At 71.7% G+C, this 17,967-nt stretch carries 14 protein-coding genes; 6 read left to right on the top strand and 8 right to left on the bottom strand.

The window, feature by feature from the left end; genetic code table 11:
• Positions 1-198 precede the first annotated feature (198 nt).
• The 5 genes from GA0070216_RS21650 (at position 199) to GA0070216_RS21630 (ending at position 7,776) form a co-directional block, all read left to right on the top strand.
• On the top strand, positions 199-777 hold the full coding sequence (locus GA0070216_RS21650) for a Jag family protein (protein WP_091249154.1): 579 nt from the start codon (positions 199-201) through the stop codon (positions 775-777).
• Positions 778-895: 118 nt separating this feature from the next.
• Entirely contained in the window at positions 896-1,597 is a 702-nt protein-coding gene (gene rsmG / locus GA0070216_RS21645) for a 16S rRNA (guanine(527)-N(7))-methyltransferase RsmG (RefSeq protein WP_245722634.1), read from the top strand.
• Positions 1,598-1,870: 273 nt separating this feature from the next.
• Complete coding sequence (locus tag GA0070216_RS33935) at positions 1,871-3,223, top strand: ParA family protein (protein ID WP_091249151.1); 1,353 nt, start codon at positions 1,871-1,873, stop codon at positions 3,221-3,223.
• Between the two features lie 27 nt (positions 3,224-3,250).
• Positions 3,251-4,300 carry a ParB/RepB/Spo0J family partition protein gene (locus GA0070216_RS21635; RefSeq protein ID WP_091249147.1) on the top strand — a complete coding sequence of 350 codons (1,050 nt, stop codon included), beginning with the start codon at positions 3,251-3,253 and terminating at the stop codon, positions 4,298-4,300.
• Between the two features lie 2,351 nt (positions 4,301-6,651).
• Positions 6,652-7,776, top strand: a complete 1,125-nt coding sequence (locus tag GA0070216_RS21630; protein ID WP_425413177.1) for a hypothetical protein — start codon at positions 6,652-6,654, stop codon at positions 7,774-7,776.
• Positions 7,777-7,940: 164 nt separating this feature from the next.
• Here the strand turns inward: GA0070216_RS21630 and GA0070216_RS21625 are convergent, their stop codons facing one another.
• Together GA0070216_RS21625 and GA0070216_RS21620 are read right to left on the bottom strand one after the other, a co-directional pair.
• Positions 7,941-8,936 carry a D-alanine--D-alanine ligase family protein gene (locus GA0070216_RS21625; RefSeq protein WP_091249373.1) on the bottom strand — a complete coding sequence of 332 codons (996 nt, stop codon included), beginning with the start codon at positions 8,934-8,936 and terminating at the stop codon, positions 7,941-7,943.
• A 37-nt stretch (positions 8,937-8,973) separates the two neighbouring features.
• Positions 8,974-10,281 carry an aminotransferase-like domain-containing protein gene (locus GA0070216_RS21620; RefSeq protein WP_091249144.1) on the bottom strand — a complete coding sequence of 436 codons (1,308 nt, stop codon included), beginning with the start codon at positions 10,279-10,281 and terminating at the stop codon, positions 8,974-8,976.
• A 298-nt stretch (positions 10,282-10,579) separates the two neighbouring features.
• On the opposite strand from GA0070216_RS21620, the gene GA0070216_RS21615 reads away from it, so the two are divergent.
• Positions 10,580-11,248 (top strand): GNAT family protein, encoded by a 669-nt coding sequence (locus GA0070216_RS21615; protein ID WP_091249369.1) that lies wholly within the window; start codon positions 10,580-10,582, stop codon positions 11,246-11,248.
• Positions 11,249-11,299: 51 nt separating this feature from the next.
• Here GA0070216_RS21615 and GA0070216_RS21610 read toward each other — a convergent pair whose 3' ends face one another.
• The 6 genes from GA0070216_RS21610 to GA0070216_RS21585 form a co-directional block, all read right to left on the bottom strand.
• Positions 11,300-12,457: an N-acetylmuramoyl-L-alanine amidase gene (locus GA0070216_RS21610; protein WP_091249140.1), complete on the bottom strand. Its 1,158-nt coding sequence runs from the start codon at positions 12,455-12,457 to the stop codon at positions 11,300-11,302.
• 186 nt (positions 12,458-12,643) lie between these two features.
• Positions 12,644-12,967: a thioredoxin gene (trxA, locus tag GA0070216_RS21605; RefSeq protein WP_067310719.1), complete on the bottom strand. Its 324-nt coding sequence runs from the start codon at positions 12,965-12,967 to the stop codon at positions 12,644-12,646.
• Positions 12,968-13,004: 37 nt separating this feature from the next.
• A complete protein-coding gene (gene trxB / locus GA0070216_RS21600) occupies positions 13,005-13,955 on the bottom strand; it encodes a thioredoxin-disulfide reductase (protein ID WP_091249138.1) in 951 nt (316 codons plus the stop codon).
• Between the two features lie 177 nt (positions 13,956-14,132).
• Positions 14,133-15,146, bottom strand: coding sequence for a hypothetical protein (locus tag GA0070216_RS21595; RefSeq protein ID WP_091249135.1), 1,014 nt, complete (start codon positions 15,144-15,146; stop codon positions 14,133-14,135).
• Entirely contained in the window at positions 15,143-15,949 is an 807-nt protein-coding gene (sigM, locus tag GA0070216_RS21590; RefSeq protein ID WP_091249128.1) for an RNA polymerase sigma factor SigM, read from the bottom strand. The genes GA0070216_RS21595 and sigM overlap by 4 nt, the downstream gene beginning before the upstream one ends.
• Before the next feature lie 43 nt (positions 15,950-15,992).
• Positions 15,993-17,585 (bottom strand): protein kinase family protein, encoded by a 1,593-nt coding sequence (locus GA0070216_RS21585; RefSeq protein ID WP_091249125.1) that lies wholly within the window; start codon positions 17,583-17,585, stop codon positions 15,993-15,995.
• Positions 17,586-17,967 lie beyond the last annotated feature (382 nt).

Genomic DNA, 17,967 nt, shown 5'->3' with positions numbered 1-17,967 from the left:
AACGACCGACGGCGGCCTCTCCGGCACCGCGCAGCCACCTGACGGTCGGCGCCGGGCCGGAACCGCCGCGCCCCGCGCGGATGCGGGCGAGACTGCCCCTACGAGACGTGCCCGTGACCGAACCGGCCCCCTTCCCGCCGGTCGCCCGGGAGACCAGCGGACCCGACGGTCCGGCCGAGCTAGTACGGAGATGACACCGTGACGGACACCAGCATCCCCAGCGCGGACGCCTCGCTCGACGAGGAGACCGTCCCGACCGCCGCGACCGGTGAGGGTGAGCCCGAGGAGGGCGGCAAGGAGAGGAAGCCCGCCGGCGAGGGCGAACTGTTCGCGCAGAGCGAGATCGCTGCCGACTACATCGAGGGACTGCTCGACATCCTCGACTACGACGGCGACATCGACGAGCTGGTCTCCGGCGGCCGCCCGGTCGTCGAGGTGGTCGGTGCCCGGTTGCAGAACCTCGTCGGCCAGCGCGGTGCCACCCTGGAGGCGCTCCAGGAGTTGGCCCGACTGGCCGTGTTCCGGCAGACCGGCTCGCCGAGCCGGCTCCTGCTCGACGTGGGCGGCTACCGGGCCACCCGGCGCAAGGAACTCGCCGCCGTCGCCAAGAACGCGGTGGAGAAGGTCAAGGAGCACGGTGAGCCGGTGCGGCTGGAGCCCATGTCGGCCTTCGAGCGCAAGTGCGTACACGACGTGGTGAACGCGATGAGCGGGGTGGAGAGCGAGTCCGAGGGTGTCGAGCCGACCCGACGCATCGTCGTCCGGCCGGCGGACTGAACTGGTGACGCCCGACGACCTCACGACGGATGCCGGTCCCGGCCCGGGTGGTACGCCGCCCGGGCCGTCGCCCGAGCGTCCCGTCCCCTCCGCGCAGGACGCCGCGCTCCCGGCCGAGCTGGCCGGCGCCGCACAGGCACTCTTCGGTGACCGGCTCGACCTGGCCGCCGGCTACGCCGAACTGCTCGCCACCGACGGTGTGCTGCGTGGTCTCCTCGGCCCCCGCGAGGCACCCCGGATCTGGGACCGGCACCTACTCAACTGCGCCGCCGTCGCCGAGCGGATCCCCGAGGGCGCCAGCGTGATCGACGTCGGCTCCGGAGCCGGGCTGCCCGGGTTGGTGCTGGCGATCGCCCGCCCCGACCTGAGCGTCATCCTGGTCGAGCCGTTGGCCCGGCGTACCTCGTTCCTCGTCGAGACCGTGGAGCGGCTCGGGCTGGCCAGGACGGTCCGGGTGTTCCGGGGTCGGGCCGATGAGGCGGCCACCGGGGCGAACGGCGTCGGCCCGTTCATGGCCGACGTGGTGACCGCCCGCGCGGTGGCACCGCTGGACCGGCTCGCCACCTGGAGCCTGCCGCTGGTGGTCCGCGGCGGCCGGCTGCTCGCCCTCAAGGGGTCGTCCGCGAGGGACGAGATCACCGAGCACGCCGAGGCGGTGGCGAAGCTGGGCGGAGGCGAGCCGACGGTGCAGCTGTGTGGCACCGACATCCTCGACCCGCCGACCACCCTGGTGGAGATTGTGCGGGAGCGGGTGGTCAGACCTCCGGGGGCCAAGAAGGCGCCGAAGCGGTCGCACGGTAGCCGAAAGCGCGCCCGCTGAGCTTTTCCTGTCGCTGCGGATCGCACCGCTCCATCGGGAGGTCCGGTGGAGCGGTGCCAACCCGATCGGACGCAGCACCGCCGGAGAACGAAGATGGACCCGCCGCGCCCGTCCCCCGTAGGCTGACCGCGCGTCGATAGTGTGGGGCGGGCGGATGTCGGGCGCACCGGGTCACGATCGCCCCCGCCGGACCGTACGCTCTGCGGTGCGAGCGCGGGTAGGGCAAGCGAGGCGGGGTGCGGGCCGACCATCCGGAGCGGGTAGGGATGACAGGTGCATGACGACGACAGGTACGACGATCCACGGGTGAACCGTCCCGAGGGATCGGGCTCGGGCGCGGGCCCTGTTTCACGTGAAACCGACCCTCAGGGCCGGGCCACCCGCGGGCAGCCGACGATCCGCCCACCGGAGCACGATCCCGGGTTACGGCGGGAGCCGCCGGCGGTGGGTGCCGCACGCCCGGCACCCGAGTCGTACGTACCTCCGCCCGGTGCGCGTTCCGGTCCCGACGGCGGACCGGTCAATGCCCCGGATGGCCGGGTGCCCTCAGTACGACGGAATGCGGGGGCACCGTCTCGGTTCGAGCTCCCGGTGCAGGGCAATTCGCCACCCGTGCCCACCCAGCCCCAACCCGGCGCGGTGCCCGATGCGACGCCCACGCTCGACACCCCCGGGCCCGCCCCCGGGGTCGTCGCCGTGGCCTCGGCGGACGCCGCGTACGTTTCACGTGAAACTCCGACGCGCGAAGAGGATGACCCACCGTTGGCTATGGAGGCGATGCGCGCCGTGCAGATCCTTAATCCGAGTGGCGAGGTGACCATGCCCCGTCCTGAGCGGACCCGGGTGATGTGCGTTGCCAATCAGAAGGGCGGCGTGGGCAAGACCACGACCACGGTGAACCTGGCGGTGGCTCTGGCCCTGCACGGTAACCGGGTGCTGGTGGTCGACCTCGATCCGCAGGGCAACGCTTCCACCGGGTTGAACGTCCCGCACCACACCGGGGTGCCGGACGTCTACGACTGCCTGATCGACAGTGTGCCGCTGGCGGAGGTGGCACAGGAGGTCGAGGGCATCCCCAACCTGTGGTGCGTGCCGGCGACCATCGACCTGGCCGGCGCCGAGATCGAACTGGTCTCCGTGGTCGCCCGGGAGTCCCGGCTGAACCGGGCCATCGACGCGTACCCGGGGCACTTCGACTACGTCTTCATCGACTGCCCGCCCTCCCTCGGCCTGCTGACGGTCAACGCCCTGGTGGCCGCGCAGGAGGTGCTGATCCCGATCCAGTGCGAGTACTACGCCCTGGAGGGGTTGAACCAGTTGATAAACAACATCAACCTGGTTCGCCAGCACCTGAACCCGAAGCTGGAGGTCTCCACGATCCTGCTCACCATGTACGACCGCCGTACCCGGCTGGCCGACGCGGTGGAACAGGACGTCCGGAACCACTTCGGTGACAAGGTCCTCCAGGCCGTCATTCCCCGCAACGTCCGCGTGTCGGAGGCCCCGAGCTACGGGCAGTCCGTGATGACCTACGATCCCGGTTCGCGGGGTGCCACGAGTTACTTCGAGGCTGCCCAGGAGATCGCCGAGCGCGGTGCCAAGGAGCCGGTGAGCCGGAATGCGTAGTGCGGACGAGTCGCTGGGAGGCGTCGTATGAAGAACCGTCCCCGGGGCGGTCTGGGTAGAGGGCTCGGTGCGCTGATCCCGACCGGGCCGGTGCAGGAGAGCACGACCACGGCGACCATGCCCGTGGAGGTCGACCCGGCACATCCGGCGATCGAGACGTCCTCCGATCCGGTGGCCGTTGACGTCACGCCGCCCGCTCCCGTGGCCTTCGCGCCGCCGGAGCCGGACGAACCGCAACTCAGCCCGGTGCCCGGCGCGCGCTTCGCCGAGATCTCCGTCGACGCGATCATGCCGAACCCCAAGCAGCCCCGGCACGTCTTCGACGAAGAGGCGTTGGAGGAGCTGAAGACCTCCATCCAGGAGGTCGGCTTCCTTCAGCCGATCGTCGTCCGACAGTTGGACAGCGAGAAGTACGAACTCGTCATGGGTGAACGGCGCTGGCGCGCCGCCCAGGCGGTCGGTCGGGAGACCATCCCCGCGATCGTCCGGGAGACCAAGGACGACGCGATGCTCCGCGACGCGCTCCTGGAGAACATCCACCGGGCCAACCTCAACCCGTTGGAAGAGGCCGCCGCCTACCAGCAGCTGCTGGAGGAGTTCGGTGCGACCCACGAGGAGTTGGCCCGGCGGATCGGCCGGAGCCGGCCGCAGATCTCGAACACGATCCGGTTGCTGAATCTGCCCCCGCAGGTCCAGCGTCGGGTGGCCGCCGGTGTGTTGTCGGCCGGTCATGCCCGCGCGCTGCTCAGCCTCGACGAGGCCGAGGCGCAGGAGCAGTTGGCCCTCCGGATCGTCGCCGAAGGGCTCTCGGTCCGGGCCACCGAGGAGATCGTCGCCCTGGCGCTCAGCGACGGCCCGGCGAAGACGCCTGCGGCGAAGCGCCGTTCCAAGCCGCACGCACCCGCATTGACCGATCTGGCCGACCGGCTCTCTGATCGGTTCGACACCCGGGTAAAGGTGGACATCGGTCGTAGCAAGGGAAAGATCACGATCGAGTTCGCCACGGTGGACGACCTGGAGCGGATCGTCGGCATCATCGGGGTCGGCGAGGAAGGTCAGCCGGAGCCCGAGGACTGACCGTCCCCGCCGTTTCCCCCGGCCGCGTACCCGACTCGGGTACGCGGCCGTTCTGCGCTGGGGGTGCTGCTCCCCGGCAACCGTGGGTGGAAGGACCTGGCGCGGTGGGCCGAGCACGCCTGCGTCGGTCAACGACGCCCTGCTGAGTTTCCAGGCCCACCCGGACGCCGGCCTTCCGCAGAAGGCTCCGTTTGGCGCGGCCTTGAGGGCGCGACTCCTTCGGGTCCCTGGAACCTCCGGAGCCCTGCGGAGCCGTGGCTCTCCCTGGCCGCCAGCCCCTCCGGCGGACGGCGGTCTGCAATTCGGCGCGGTCAGGTGCCCATGCTGTTTCTCGTTCCTCTCGGGCGACCCATGTCTCCTGCCCGGCGATCCCCGAAGTTCGGTGTCAGTCATCAGCCGGCTCGTGACCGAGCGGAGCGCCTCCCCGTTTCACGTGAAACGGCGACGACCGATGCGGGCCCTCGGCCCGGGTGAACGAGCCCGATCGGGCTGCCCGCCTGTTTGCTGGCGGTGTCCGGACGACGAGCAGGTGAGTTCGGGGGCACGGTCAAGGGGCGGCGACTCAGCTGTGCGGTGGAATCCGGGATGTTCGGGCGGCGGATCGGATCGGGCGCGGTCCGATTGGCCGGTGACCGGAGTTCGGTTCGGTCGGAGGACCCTGGCCCTGCTGTGCGGTGGCTGACGCCTCGGCAAAGCGGGGTACTAGTTCCGGGCACGGCACGGCACGGCTGCGGCACGCACGGCATGGCGCAGCACGGCTGCGGCACGGCGCAGCGCGGCACGACTGCGGCACGGCGCAGCGCGGCACGACTGCGGCACGCACGGCAGGGCACGGTTACGGCGCGAACCGCAGCAATGAATATGCCCCGGCCGGGTGGGCAGGCCGTGCCCAAACCTGGGACGTCAGGGAGAGCTGAGCGGTCGAGCTCATCTCCGGAGGACTGGGCCCGCCTCTCGATGATCCCGCACCGCCGCTTACGTCGCCGTAGATCGCTCGGAGAGTTGCACCCCGCACCGGTGGTGCCCAATAGGTTCCGGTGACTGCTCAGTCGCTCTGAGGCCCCCTGGAGTGGGGTAGCAAGCCGGGCGGCCTACGCGACGAAGGCCACCTCGCCCTTGGGGGCCTCGGGAAGCGGATATCGGTAGCGGCTGGTCTGGGAAGATCGCGGCGCTCTGCTACGGCGGTGCCGATCCCCCCGGCCGAGGGCTGCATGGGCCACCGCTGCCAGCACGGCAAGTCCCACGCGCCACATGCGGCCATGTTTCACGTGGAACGGGACCCGGTCTCGCTCGTCCGGACCAAGGCCCCTGCGCCGCCACCGCCACGCTCCCCGCCACGTGGTCGCTTGTCGGCGAGGACCCCGGGGAGACCGGTGCAAAGGAGCGGCGGCCGAGGGTCGGGCAGGCGGGAGAATGACGGGCCGCGACCGCGCGGTACCGGGCCGACAGCAGATTCGCCACGACATCCACCGCCAGCACCCCGACCATCGTGAACAACGCCGGCCGGGCCAACGCCGGCCGGGCCAAGTTCAGACATCTCTGCATGGCGGTGCTCAGGATCTGGACCCGCTCAAAGTGGGACTCCGCCATCGGAGCCAAGGTCTCGGCGGCAGGTTGGCATCGGGTTGCTGGCCAAAGAAGCCCTCGTCCATCCCCAGTCGGTGCCCGTGCCACACGGCCAGCCGAGCAGCCGGTCTACTCGACGGTTTCACGTGAAACCCGCGCCACCCGCCAGGCGGAACCTCACGACATGTAGGCGGGTGGAGTCCCTGGTTCCACGTGAAACCAGGCGCACTCAAAGCGACCTCGTGGAACCAGGCCGCGCGAGCGACCTCGTAGCACCGGCGTCCGCGTCCGCGTTGAGCAAGTACCCGCGCCAGTTCTCCTGGTGGGCAGCGGCCGCGGTAGCGACGAAGGCCCCCCAGCGGGTGGCCCGCCGAGCTTGGCGGTTCTTGAATCCAGCCAGGGCGGACGGGCCGCGCCGGCCTCACGGCGGCTCGTGTAGACCGGGGCTCCGAGGGAAAAGTCCCGGCCTCCCGACAGCCGGAGGAGCCCCTCGGTCGTTGAGAGAATCGGGCCCGTTGTCCCTGTGAACAGTGCTGTGGACGAGCACCAAAGTTATCCACAGAAGTTTTCCACAGGCAGGACCCGTTTCACGTGAAACAGCGCGTCAGAGCCCTCCCCAGCCTGTGGATGACGGGGTGTGGTGGTGATCTCATCAGCCTGTGGACAACTATCTTCCCGCCCCCTCTGTGCGCGGATGTCAGCCACCCCGATCGGCCGAATTCCCGTCATGATCAGCGGCGTTCGGGGTAGGGACAGCGGTGCCGGTCTCGGTTAGGGTCAGCGTCGTGCACGACACCCCTCCCTCCTCAGTTCCGGACTTCACCCAGTGGCCGTCGTTCCCCTTCGAAGGCGAGCTGCGCGTCAAGCATCTCGACGAACCGGTGGCGGTCGAACCTCCCCGCAAGGGCGAAGGACTGCGGGAGTGCATCGCCTGCAACGCGCCCGACGATGCGTACATCTGGGTCGGTGAGCGTTGGCGGGTGCGGGCCATGGACCGACCCACCGGCCTGCCGATGGTGCTGATCCTTGAATCGCGGTCGCATCTCGACCTGGGCGACCTGCCCAACCTGCTCGCTGCCGAACTCGGGGTGATGACCGTTCGCCTGGAACGCGCCATCCGCTCGCTGGACGGCGTCGCCCGGGTGCATGTGAACCGATGGGGCGACGGGTCCGCCCACCTGCACATGTGGTTTCTGGCTCGTCCGTACGGCCGGCTCCAGTTGCGCGGCACGTTCCTGTCGCTCTGGGACTCGATCCTGCCGCCCATCTCCGAATCCCAGTGGCGGGAAAACCTGGCGCACGTCGCGGCCTGGCTGGCCGAGTTCGGTGGACGTCCCCTCGCCGAGCCGCCCCGCATTCAGTGGCAGACGCCCTCCAGCATCGCCGCGCAGTCGTCGGCCGAGGCCGCTGCGGCGGCGGCCGAGGACGCCGTCTCCGTGATCGAGGCGGAGGAAGAAATTCCTCCGCCGGCACCAGAGGAGACCGAGACCGCGTCAGCGGAGCACTCGACCGGGATCGCGCCGGAGGAGGGTGCCGCGCCCGACGCGCCCGGCAGTGCTTCCTTCGACCTCGGATCCCACGGCACCCCGCACGACGGGATCAACGGGACCGGTGCCGCCGGTGCTGACGAGAACGACAGCGTCGCCGCACCCGCCTCGCCCCGGACCAACGCGGCGGCCCGGACCGATTCGGGGGTCGCGGCCAGCACGGCCAACGCCGACGCGGACGCGGGGACTGACCCAGATGGCAACAGGTCCGACCGGACCGGCACCGGGTCGGGAAGCGGCGACATCGAAGCGGGGGCGGATGCCGAGGGCACCGGGGCCAACGGCCCGGCCGGCGCCGACAACCGGGCGGGCACCGACGACGGAGACCAAGGAACTGTCGCGTCGGAGCCCGACCGGCGCTGACGGGGGCCGCCCCGTGCGAGCCAGCACGGCTCGCTCCGGGCGACCAAGCTGGCAGAAGCAGCAGCACCTGTCCGGGCGGAAAAGCGCCGGCACCGACCCGTCCCGGAAGGAAGCCGGGGCATCGAGCCGGGCGGACCGGTCGAGGGAGACGTGGTGCGTAGGGATCAGGAGCGGCGGGCTGCGGCCTGGCCGACCAGAGTGCCGAGGACCTGACCGAAGTCCAGCCCGGCAGCCTGGATCGCCAACGGCAGCAGCGACGTCTCCGTCATGCCGGGCGACACGTTGACCTCCAGCACGTGGGGTCGGCCGTCCCCGTCGACGATCAGGTCGACGCGGGAGAGGTCGCGCAGCCCGAGCGCGCTGTGGGCGGCCAACGCCACCTCGGCCACCGCACCGGCCACGGCCGGGTCGAGGCGGGCCGGCGCGTGCCAGGTGGTCCGGCCGGCGGTGTACCGGGCCGCGTAGTCGTACACGCCGTTGCGGGGCACGATCTCCACCGGCGGCAGCGCCTGCGGCCCGTCGCCCAGGTCGAGCACCGACACCGCCACGTCCATCCCGGCCACGTACCGCTCGACCAGCGCCGTCGAGTCGTACGCGAAGCAACCGACCATGGCGGCCGGCAGTGCGGCGGCATCCCGCACCACGGCGGCGCCGAGGCCCGAGCCGCCCTGCGTCGGCTTGACCATCAGCGGCAACCCCAACCGCTGCACGATCCGGTCGAGCACCGCCACCGCGCCCAGCTCGGAGAACCGGTCGTGCGGCAGGGCCACCCAGTCGGGGGTGGGGATGCCGTTCTCCCGTAGCACCGCCTTGGCCGACGGCTTGTCCCAGGCGAGGCGGGCGGCCCGCGCGTCGCAGCCGACGTAGGGGACGTCGCACAGGTCGAGCACCCCGCGCAGCGAGCCGTCCTCGCCGGTGGCGCCGTGCAGGGCGATCACCACGGCGTCCGGCGGGTCGGCGGCCAGCGCGGGCAGCAACGCCACGTCGGCGTCCCGCAGCTCCGCCTCCACCCCGGCGCTGCGCAGCGCGTCGAGGACCCGCCGGCCGGACCGCAGGGAGACGTCCCGCTCGTACGACAGGCCGCCGGCCAGCACCAGGACGTGCAGCTCGGTGGCGGCAGAGCCGGTGGCCGCAGGAGTTGCGGCGGCGGAATCGGTCACGAGGGAGCGCTCGGCGGGGATGGCAGCCATGCGGGAATCATGCCAAGTCAGGGCCGGGGGCGTCCGCGCCACCCCGTCGGCTACCGGTCGGGCCGACGGTGCCGAAGACCTGACGCATGGCGAGGTCCTGCTCCATGACCCGGGCCAGCCGGCGTACGCCCTCCCGGATCCGCTCCGGGGTGGGGAAGGAGAAGTTGAGCCGCATGTTGCCGGTGCCGGTGCCGTCGGCATAGAAACCGGTGCCCGGCACGTAGGCGACCCGGGCGGCGATGGCACGCGGCATCATCGCCTTGGCGTCCAGCCCGTCGGGCAGGCTGGCCCAGACGAAGAGCCCACCGGTGGGCCTGGTCCAGGTGGTGCCCTCGGGCATCAGGTCGTGCAGCGCGCCGAGCAGCGCGTCACGCCGCTCCCGGTAGACCTCCCGGTAGATCTTGAGCTGCTCGCGCCACGGCATCGTCGACAGGTACGTCGTGACGGCGGCCTGCGCGAAGCCGCTGGGGCAGAGGATCTGCGCCTCGCTGGCGATGACCAGCTTGTCGCGTACCGCGTGCGGGGCGAGGATCCAACCCACCCGCAGCCCGGGGGCGAAGGTCTTGGAGAAGGTGCTCAGGTAGAACACCCCGTCGCGGCGGCGGGCCCGCAGCGGCCGGGGCGCCTCGCCCTCGAAACCCAGCTGACCGTACGGATCGTCCTCGACCACCAGCAGGCCGGCCCGCTCGCAGATGTCGAGCACCCGTTCCCGCCGTTCCTCGCTCAGCGTCACGCCGGCCGGGTTCTGGTAGGTGGGGATGGTGTAGAGGAACTTCACCCGCCGGCCGGTGCGGGCGAGATCGGCGATCGCTACCTCCAGGGCCTCCGGGATCAGCCCGTCGTCGTCCATCGGCACGTGCACGACCTGCGCCTGGGCGGCCTGGAACACCCCGAGTGCGCCGACGTAGGTCGGGCCCTCGGCGAGCACCACGTCACCCGGGTCGAGAAAGAGCCGGGCCACCAGGTCGAGCGCCTGCTGCCCGCCGACGGTGACCACCACGTCGTCCGGGGAGGCGCCGCAGGACGCGTCGATGCCGGAGAGCGCCATCACCTCGCAGATCCGTTCGCGCAGCTCCAGGGTGCCCTGGCCGATGCCGTACTGGAGGGTGGTGACGCCGTGCTCGCTGCCGAGCTTGCCGAGCATCTCGCCGACCGCGTCGAGCGGCAACGCGGCGATGTATGGTGCACCACCGGCGAGCGAGACGACCTCCGGCCGGCTGGCCACCGCGAAGAGGGCCCGGATCTCCGAGGCGGTCATGCCCCGGACCCGCCGGGCGTACCGGTCGGTGTAGTCGTCGAGCGTCGTGCCGGTCATGACATCACCTCGATCGGGTGTCGGTCGGGCTCCCGCCCGCTGGGGTACCCGCGGTGCCGACGACCATGGCGGCGCGGGGACGCCGGTCGGTCGATCGTAGTCCCCGCCGGGCCGGTCGTCGGTCACGATGTGGCCCCCGTCCACATCCCGGACGTCCGTCCCCCGGCCCGGGTGGCGATTCGCGCGTCCCCTCCCGTACGGTCGGCAGTCGGCGTACGATCGCTCGTCGGGGATGCAGCCGGTGCTGCTGCCGCTGTGGGCTGGTCTCGCCTCCGAGCCTGAGTGTGGGGATGCGCTGATGTCGCGACGTCTGGTCAGTCTGACCCTCGACACCCTGGAGGACCTGCCTCGCCCGTGCCGGCAGTGCGTCTACTGGGAGTTGGACCCGGTCTCCGCCGAGCGGGCCTGTGCCAACGGTGACCCGGGGCTGGAGAAGGAGGCGTGGGTCTCCCAGACACTGCTGGAGTGGGGTTCCTGCGGCAAGTTGGCGTACGTCGACGGGATGCCCGCCGGTTTCGTGCTGTACGCGCCGCCGGCCTACGTGCCCCGTTCGATGGCCTTTCCGACCTCGCCGGTCTCGGCGGACGCCGCGTTGCTGATGACCGCCAGCGTGGTGCCCGCCTTCGCCGGCGGCGGGCTGGGCCGGATGCTGGTGCAGGGCGTCGCCCGGGATCTGACCAAGCGGGGGATCAAGGCGATCGAGGCGTTCGGTGACGCGAAGTTCGGTGACGAGCCGGACGACACCGTCCGGGCCTGCGTCGCCCCGACCGACTTCTTCCTCTCGGTGGGCTTCAAGACGGTCCGTCCGCATCCCCGTTACCCACGCCTGCGGTTGGAGCTGCGCACCGCGCTGAGCTGGAAGTCCGACGTCGAGTACGCGTTGGAGAAGCTGCTCGGCTCGATGAGCCCGGAGAGCCTGCTCCGCCCGGTCCGCCCCGCCCCGGCGACCCGCTCCAGCGCCGGCTGAACCACCCCGCGCCGCACCGGTCGACCCGTCCCGCCAGTCGGGCGGGACCGCTCAGTCGCGGACGGCGCCGGCGGCCACCACCGCCCGCAGCGTGCTCACGTCGATCGAGCCGGTCGGCACGTCCCGTTCGATCGGGAAGAACATCCGCTGCACGGCGGCCATGATCGCCTCGACGACCCGGTCCCGGAACCGGGGGTCGACCAGCCGGGCCCGGTCCTGTGGGGAGGTCAGGTAGCCCACCTCGACCCGGACGGCCGGCATCCTGGTCAGCCGCAGCAGGTCCCACGCCTTGGCGTGGGTACGGCAGTCCCGCAGCCCGGTCCGCGCGACGATCTCCCGCTGCACCAGCCCGGCGAGCCGTTCCCCGGTGGCCGAGGTGACACCGTTGTCGGTGCCGTAGTGGTAGGTGGCGACCCCGTCGGCGGCCGGGCCGGGGTGGCCGTCGGTGTGCAGTGAGATGAACACGTCGGCGCCGAGCGAATTCGCCAGCTCCGCCCGGTCGACGTCCGGCAGGCAGTCCCGGGGCGCGGGACCACGGGTCAGCTGCACCCGTACCCCGGCTGCGGCGAGCCGTCCCTCCAGCCGGCTGGCCAGGTCGTGCACCAGGTCCGCCTCGGTCCAGCGCAGCGCCCCGTCGGGCACCACCACGCCGGGGTCGGTGCCGCCGTGTCCCGGGTCGATGACCACGGTCCGCCCGACCAGCGTCGGGCCGGACTGCCGGATCGCGTCGGACTCGCGCAGCCACTGGGGGCGTCCGCCGACCACCTTGCGGCCGAGCCGACGCAGCGCGCCCATCGTGTACGGGCCACAGGAGCCGTCGGGCTTCAGCCCGACCTCGCGCTGGAACTGGGCCACCGCCCGGGAGGTGCGCACGCCGTAGACGGCGTCGGCGCCACCGACGTCGTACCCCATCTCCAACAGTCGTTCCTGCAGGGACCGGACGTCCTCACCGGTGAGCGGGTCGGGCACCGCGTGGTAGAGGGTGCGGGCGCCGAGCCGCCAGCGGGCGGCGTCCAGGGCCCGCCAGGTCTCCGCGCCGACCCGGCCGTCGGCGCTGAGCCCACGGGACTGTTGGAAGGCCCGGACGGCGCGTTCGGTGGCGACGTCGAACTCGTCGCCGGGGGTGGCGGCGAGGAGGTCCAGGCCGGTCAGGACCGCACGGATCTCGGTCACTGCCGGGCCGCGGTCACCGGATCGGATCGGACGCACGCAGGACCCCCTCGGAGGTTGGCTGCCGGGCACCTCAACGCCGGCCACGCTGTGCGTCCGGCGGACCAGCGCTTACGGAGCGTACCGTGACCGGTGCGGTCCGACCGACGGTTCGCGCAGGTCAGCGGCCGGGACGACCGGAACCCCGCACCCGGTGGGGTACGGGGTTCCGGTGGTACGCCGGTGTTACAGCGCCGACTCGATCAGCCGGACCAGTTCGCCCTTCGGCTTGGCACCGGCGATCGACTGCACCGGCTCGCCGTTCTTGAAGATGGTGAGGGTCGGCACCGACATGATCCGGTAGGCGCGGGCGGTCTCCGGGTTCTCGTCGATGTTGAGCTTGACGATGGTGACCTGGCCGGCCATCTCGCCCGCGATCTCCTCCAGCAGCGGCGAGACCTTGCGGCACGGCCCGCACCACTCGGCCCAGAAGTCCACCAGGACCGGCTTGTCGGACTTCAGCACGTCGGCGGTGAAGCTGGCGTCGGTGACGACCTTCGTTGCTCCCACTATGACCCTCCTCCTCAGTTTGTTGTGTTGCGAGCGTTCAGCTCAGGGTGGCGATGAACCGCTCGGCGTCGAGGGCGGCGGCGCAGCCCGTACCGGCGGCGGTGATCGCCTGCCGGTAGGTGTGGTCGACCACGTCACCGGCGGCGAAGACGCCGGGCACGGTGGTCCGGGTGCTCGGTGCCTGCACCTTCACGTAACCCTCGTCGTCCAGCTCGACCTGGTCGCGGAAGAGCTCACTGCGCGGGTCGTGGCCGATCGCCACGAAGACACCGGTCACGTCGAGCACCTTGACGTCGCCGGTGTGCACGTTGCGGACCCGGACGCCGGTCACCTTGCCGTCGTCGCCGAGCACCTCCTCGACGGTGCTGTTCCACTCCACCTTGATCTTGTCGTTGCCCAGCGCGCGGTCGGCCATGATCTTGCTGGCCCGGAACGAGTCGCGCCGGTGGATGATGGTGACCGACTCGGCGAACCGGGTGAGGAAGCTGGCCTCCTCCATCGCGGAGTCACCGCCGCCGACCACCACGATGTGCTGTTTGCGGAAGAAGAACCCGTCACAGGTGGCGCAGGACGACACGCCGTGCCCCAGGTATTTCTGCTCACCCGGCACGCCCAGCGGACGCCAGGCCGAGCCGGTGGAGAGGATGACGGCCTTGGCCCGGTAGGCGGTCTGCCCGACCCACACGGTGCTCACCGCGCCGGAGCCGGTGTCGCCGGTGTCCTTCAGCTCGACCCGGGTGACGTCGTCGGTCAGGAACTCCGCCCCGAACCGCTCGGCCTGCTTGCGCATGTTGTCCATCAGCTCGGGGCCGAGGATGCCGTCGGCGAAACCGGGGAAGTTCTCCACCTCGGTCGTGGTCATCAACGCACCACCGGACTGCACACCCTCGATCACGAGTGGCTTCAGGTTGGCGCGTGCGGCGTAGACCGCCGCCGTGTAGCCGGCCGGCCCGGAGCCGATGATGATCAGGTTGCGGACCTCGTCCACTGCCGTCTCCCGATGTGTGTGTACGACATCGGCGGCGCACCGACGTCGATCCGAGCGCCGACGGTTCAATGACGTCGGCGGCTGACTTGCAGAACGTCATCGTACGAACCGGGGATTCCCGGACCGGTCGTCCGGTGGGTCACGTCACGCGATGCGGGACGAGCGGTGACCGGGCCCTCACCCTACCTGCGCCTGGTAGCGGGTGTCCGCGCCGGACCCCGGCACACCGCACTCCGCACCGCTCGCCCACGCCCACCGCCCACCGCGGGGATCGGTGAAGCGGACCACCACCGCCGGCAGGCCGTTGAACGTGGCGTAGTCGACCACCTCGACGGCGACCGGCCCCCGGTTGTGCTCGGCCGCGATGTCGGCGAGACAGGCGTCGAGCGCCGCCCGGCCGGTCAGCCGGTCCAGCCCGCCGGGGGCCATCAGGCGTTTGCTCTCGGCCGCAGTGGGGGCGGTGGGGCTGATCTGGGTGGTGACGCCGGGCCCGTTCCCGGGCTGGAAACCCGGCGGGGTGACGGGGCGGGGCAGTGGGGCGGTCGAGGCACCGTTCAGTGTCGCCGGGGACCAGTCGATGCCGCTGCGTTGGGTCTGACCGGTGAACCGGAATCCCCGGCCGGCGTTCTCCGCGCTGTCCTGCGCCGGCCCGGCCATCGTCGAGGCGGCGGAGTCCCGGGCGGCCGCGCCGTCGAGCAGGTGGGCCACGCCGAATCCCACCGCGGCCAACGACGCCGCGGCGAGGCCGACCGGCCCGGCGAGCCGTGCCCAGCGCCGCCGTCGGCCGGGCCCCGACGAATCGGCGCGGCCGTCCCCGGACCGACCGCCGGGGGTACGCCGCCCGCCCGGTTGCGCCGGCACCGGGCCACCTGTCCCGGCGGGCCGGTCGGTGCGGTCGGCTGCCTCGGCGTCGTCGGTGGACGCGGTGGTGGCCGGACCGGCACCGGCGAGCACGGCGGTGAGCCGCTCCAGCACGGCCAGTGGCATCTCCGGTGCGGCGGCACCCCAACCCGTCAGCTCGTCGTGTACCCGGGCCATGGCGGGGGCCAGCGTGGCGTGTGCGTCGGCCCAGGCCGCGTCCTCGGCGACCAGGCGGGCGACGACGGTCTGCTCCGGGGTGCCGTCCAGTGCCCCGCCCACATAGTCGGCGAGCAGGTCGTGGTCGACCTCCCTGAACTCCCGGCCCGTCACGTCTCCTCCTGGATGGCGCCCCGCCGGGCCTGCCCCGACCCCGATCGGACGCCGTTGGCCGGCTGCCGGTTCCCGGGTGTGACGTCGGAAACGTCCCGACCCGTCCGGAGGTGCCCGCCCGGTGCGGTCGCGCCGGCCGATCCGGTGCCGGCCGGGCGGGACGACGGGTCGGCACCGCCGGCGCGCAGGTGCCCGAGCACCCGGGCGAGTCGGGCCCGGCCCCGGGCGCAGCGACTCTTCACCGTGCCCTCGGCGACGCCGAGGATGCGGGCGACCTCGGCCACCGGGTAGCCCTGCACGTCCACCAGGATCAGCGCGGCCCGCTGCTCGACCGGCAGCCCGGCCAGCGCCTGGCGTACCACCAGCGCGGTGTCGTGGTCGGTGGCCGGGGCCACCGGCTCGACGCCGCCGGTGCCACGGGCGTCGTCGGTGTGGTTCCCGTCGGGCAGCGGGACGGTGGGATGGGCCTGTCGACGGCGGATCCGGTCCAGGCAGGCATTGACCACGATCCGGTGCAGCCAGGTGGTGACGGCGGAGTCGCCCCGGAACCGGCCGGCGGCGCGATGGGCGGAGAGCAGCGCGTCCTGGAGGGCGTCCGCCGCCTCCTCCCGGTCGCCCGTGGTCCGCAGGGCCACCGCCCAGAGCCGGTCACGGTGCCGGTGGAACAGCTCGGTGAAGGCGTCCCGGTCACCGGCGACATGGGCACGGAGCAGGTCCAGGTCGGTGGTCTCGGTGTGCGGCACCACGCTCGCCGACGACCTGCCGGTCGCCGGATCGGGTGGATGCCCGCCGCGACCGACCATCACCACGCCCGGTGGAGGCGGTGACGGGGTCGCGGCCGGCAGATCACGATCCCTGGACCGAGATCTCCTGGACGCCCAGCTTGAAGCCCCGCTCGGTGGAGGGCAGCTCGGTGATCCAGAAGAGCAGGTACTGGTACTTCTGCTCGGGGTCGAAGCCGTCGAAGGCCATCTTGGTGCCGTCGTGCTGCTCGAACGGCTGCCCGATCCGCGTCTTGAAGCCCTTGACCAGGTCCTTGTCGCCCTGCGAGCTGGACGGGAAGTCACCGACGCCGGTGAACAGCGCGGCGGAGACGCCGGAGTCCGACAGGGTGGCGGTGAGCGACTTGACGGTGTGCGGGGCGCCGAGGTCGATCCAGACCCCCATGCCCTTCTTGTAGTTGCTGAAGTTGGCCGAGTAGTAGGTGTCGGTCTCCCAACCCTTGTTCTCGTCGCCGTCCATCATCTTCTCGGCGTCGCTCAGCTCGTTGCGCTGCCGGCTGTCCGGGTCGACGATCCGGATGTCCTGGATGGTCAGCTTGCGCACGACGGGGGCCGGGGTGGCGTCGCCGGCCGGGGTGCTGGCGGAGGGGCGGGCCACCGGCTCGGTCTCCGGGTCGTCGTTGCCCAGGGTGGCGATGCCGATGAGCAGGCCGACCAGGGCGACCGCCAGCAGACCGGCGATGCCGATGGCGACCTTCCGACCACCTGCGGCGGCGAGCGGCGAGCGGTCCTCGACCCCGTCGGCGGTGAACCGGATGGTGCCGGTCTGGTCGAGGAAGTGGTCCTCGGCGGGGATGTCGAGCCGGCCCAGCTCGGCCGAGAGCACGTCCGACGACGGCGGGGCGATCTCGGCGTCGAGCAGGTCCATGGTCAGGTCGTCGAGGTACGCCGGCACGCCGGCCCGGACCTGCCGGGGCGCGGCGATGGCGCCGCTGGCGTCGCGGACGGCGTCCGGGATGGCGGCCCGGCCGTGGCCGGCGGTCGCGCCGCGCAGCGGCGCCTCGGCGTGCGGCCAGTGCCCGGTGAGGGCGAAGTAGAGGATGCCGCCCACCGCGCGGATGTCGGCTTCCTGGCTGTCCTCGCCGTCGGTGCGGGCGTCGGCCAGCACCACCCGGCCGTCGTCGCTGATCATCACGGTGCCCGGGTGCACGTTGCCGTGGACCATCCCGGTGGCGTGCACGGCGGCGATGGCGCTGGCGACCGCGTTGCCGATGGCGGTGGCACGGGCCGGGTCCAACGGACCATCCGCGACCAGCTCACGCAGGGACCGACCGTCGACCCACTCCCGGACGACGTACGCCCGGACGTCCTCGTCGATGGCGTCGTAGACGCCGACCAGGTTGGGGTGGATGACCCGGCTGGCGGCAACTGCGGCCTGGAGCATCTCGGTGGCGGAGTCGCCACCGGGGTAGCGGAGCACGACCGCCACGGGCCGGCGCAGGATGACGTCGACCCCCCGCCAGACCAGGCGCCCGGCACTGTCGTTGTTGATGTGCTCGACCAGCTCGTACCGCTCGGCGAGGATCTCACCGGCTGTGGGAGCACCGAAGGTCATGACCGGAGGAGCAGTTTCCTCCGCCTCCTGACCCTCGCCGACCTGGGTCACCCGTCCTCCCTCGGTGATCGTGTCGATCGATGGACCCGCGCTGCTGGGCATGTGGCTTCCCGCTCCGCCGTCGATGGAACCGGCCGGCGGCGTCGACACGGGCGTCGGCCACCTGCCGTGCCCGTCGAGAGCGACCTTACCCGGACCGCCCGTCATCCCGACATGTCATCTTCCCGCCGCGCTCAACAGGCTGTCGTATATGAGGGGTTAAGTCCGTTTACCGCCACTCTCGCCCGCGTTGCTGGCACATGTACTGGCCAATCTAGACGCTGACCGCAAGCCGCCGGCCTGTGGGCCGACCCACCGGTGACAACCCGTCGGCGGTAGGTCAGGTTCCCCCCGAACGGCCGTACATGCTCAGCCGTACGGTTGGTTGTCCACAGGCCCTTACGGTGACTGAGCGGGGGTTAACCAAGTTATCCACAGGCGTGTC

Source organism: Micromonospora matsumotoense, from assembly GCF_900091525.1.
In the GTDB taxonomy this organism is placed as follows: domain Bacteria; phylum Actinomycetota; class Actinomycetes; order Mycobacteriales; family Micromonosporaceae; genus Micromonospora; species Micromonospora matsumotoensis.
The sequence above is the reverse complement of the archived record's forward strand: the minus strand, read 5'-3'. Positions and strand labels throughout refer to the sequence as shown.

What these genes read in the sequence shown, in the direction of transcription:
- GA0070216_RS21585 (WP_091249125.1), bottom strand. Translation starts at nt 17,585, where the DNA reads ATGCCCAGCAGCGCGGGTCCATCGATCGACACGATCACCGAGGGAGGA.
- GA0070216_RS21620 (WP_091249144.1), bottom strand. Translation starts at nt 10,281, where the DNA reads ATGACCGGCACGACGCTCGACGACTACACCGACCGGTACGCCCGGCGG.
- sigM (WP_091249128.1), bottom strand. Translation starts at nt 15,949, where the DNA reads ATGGTCGGTCGCGGCGGGCATCCACCCGATCCGGCGACCGGCAGGTCG.
- GA0070216_RS21635 (WP_091249147.1), top strand. Translation starts at nt 3,251, where the DNA reads ATGAAGAACCGTCCCCGGGGCGGTCTGGGTAGAGGGCTCGGTGCGCTG.
- GA0070216_RS21615 (WP_091249369.1), top strand. Translation starts at nt 10,580, where the DNA reads ATGTCGCGACGTCTGGTCAGTCTGACCCTCGACACCCTGGAGGACCTG.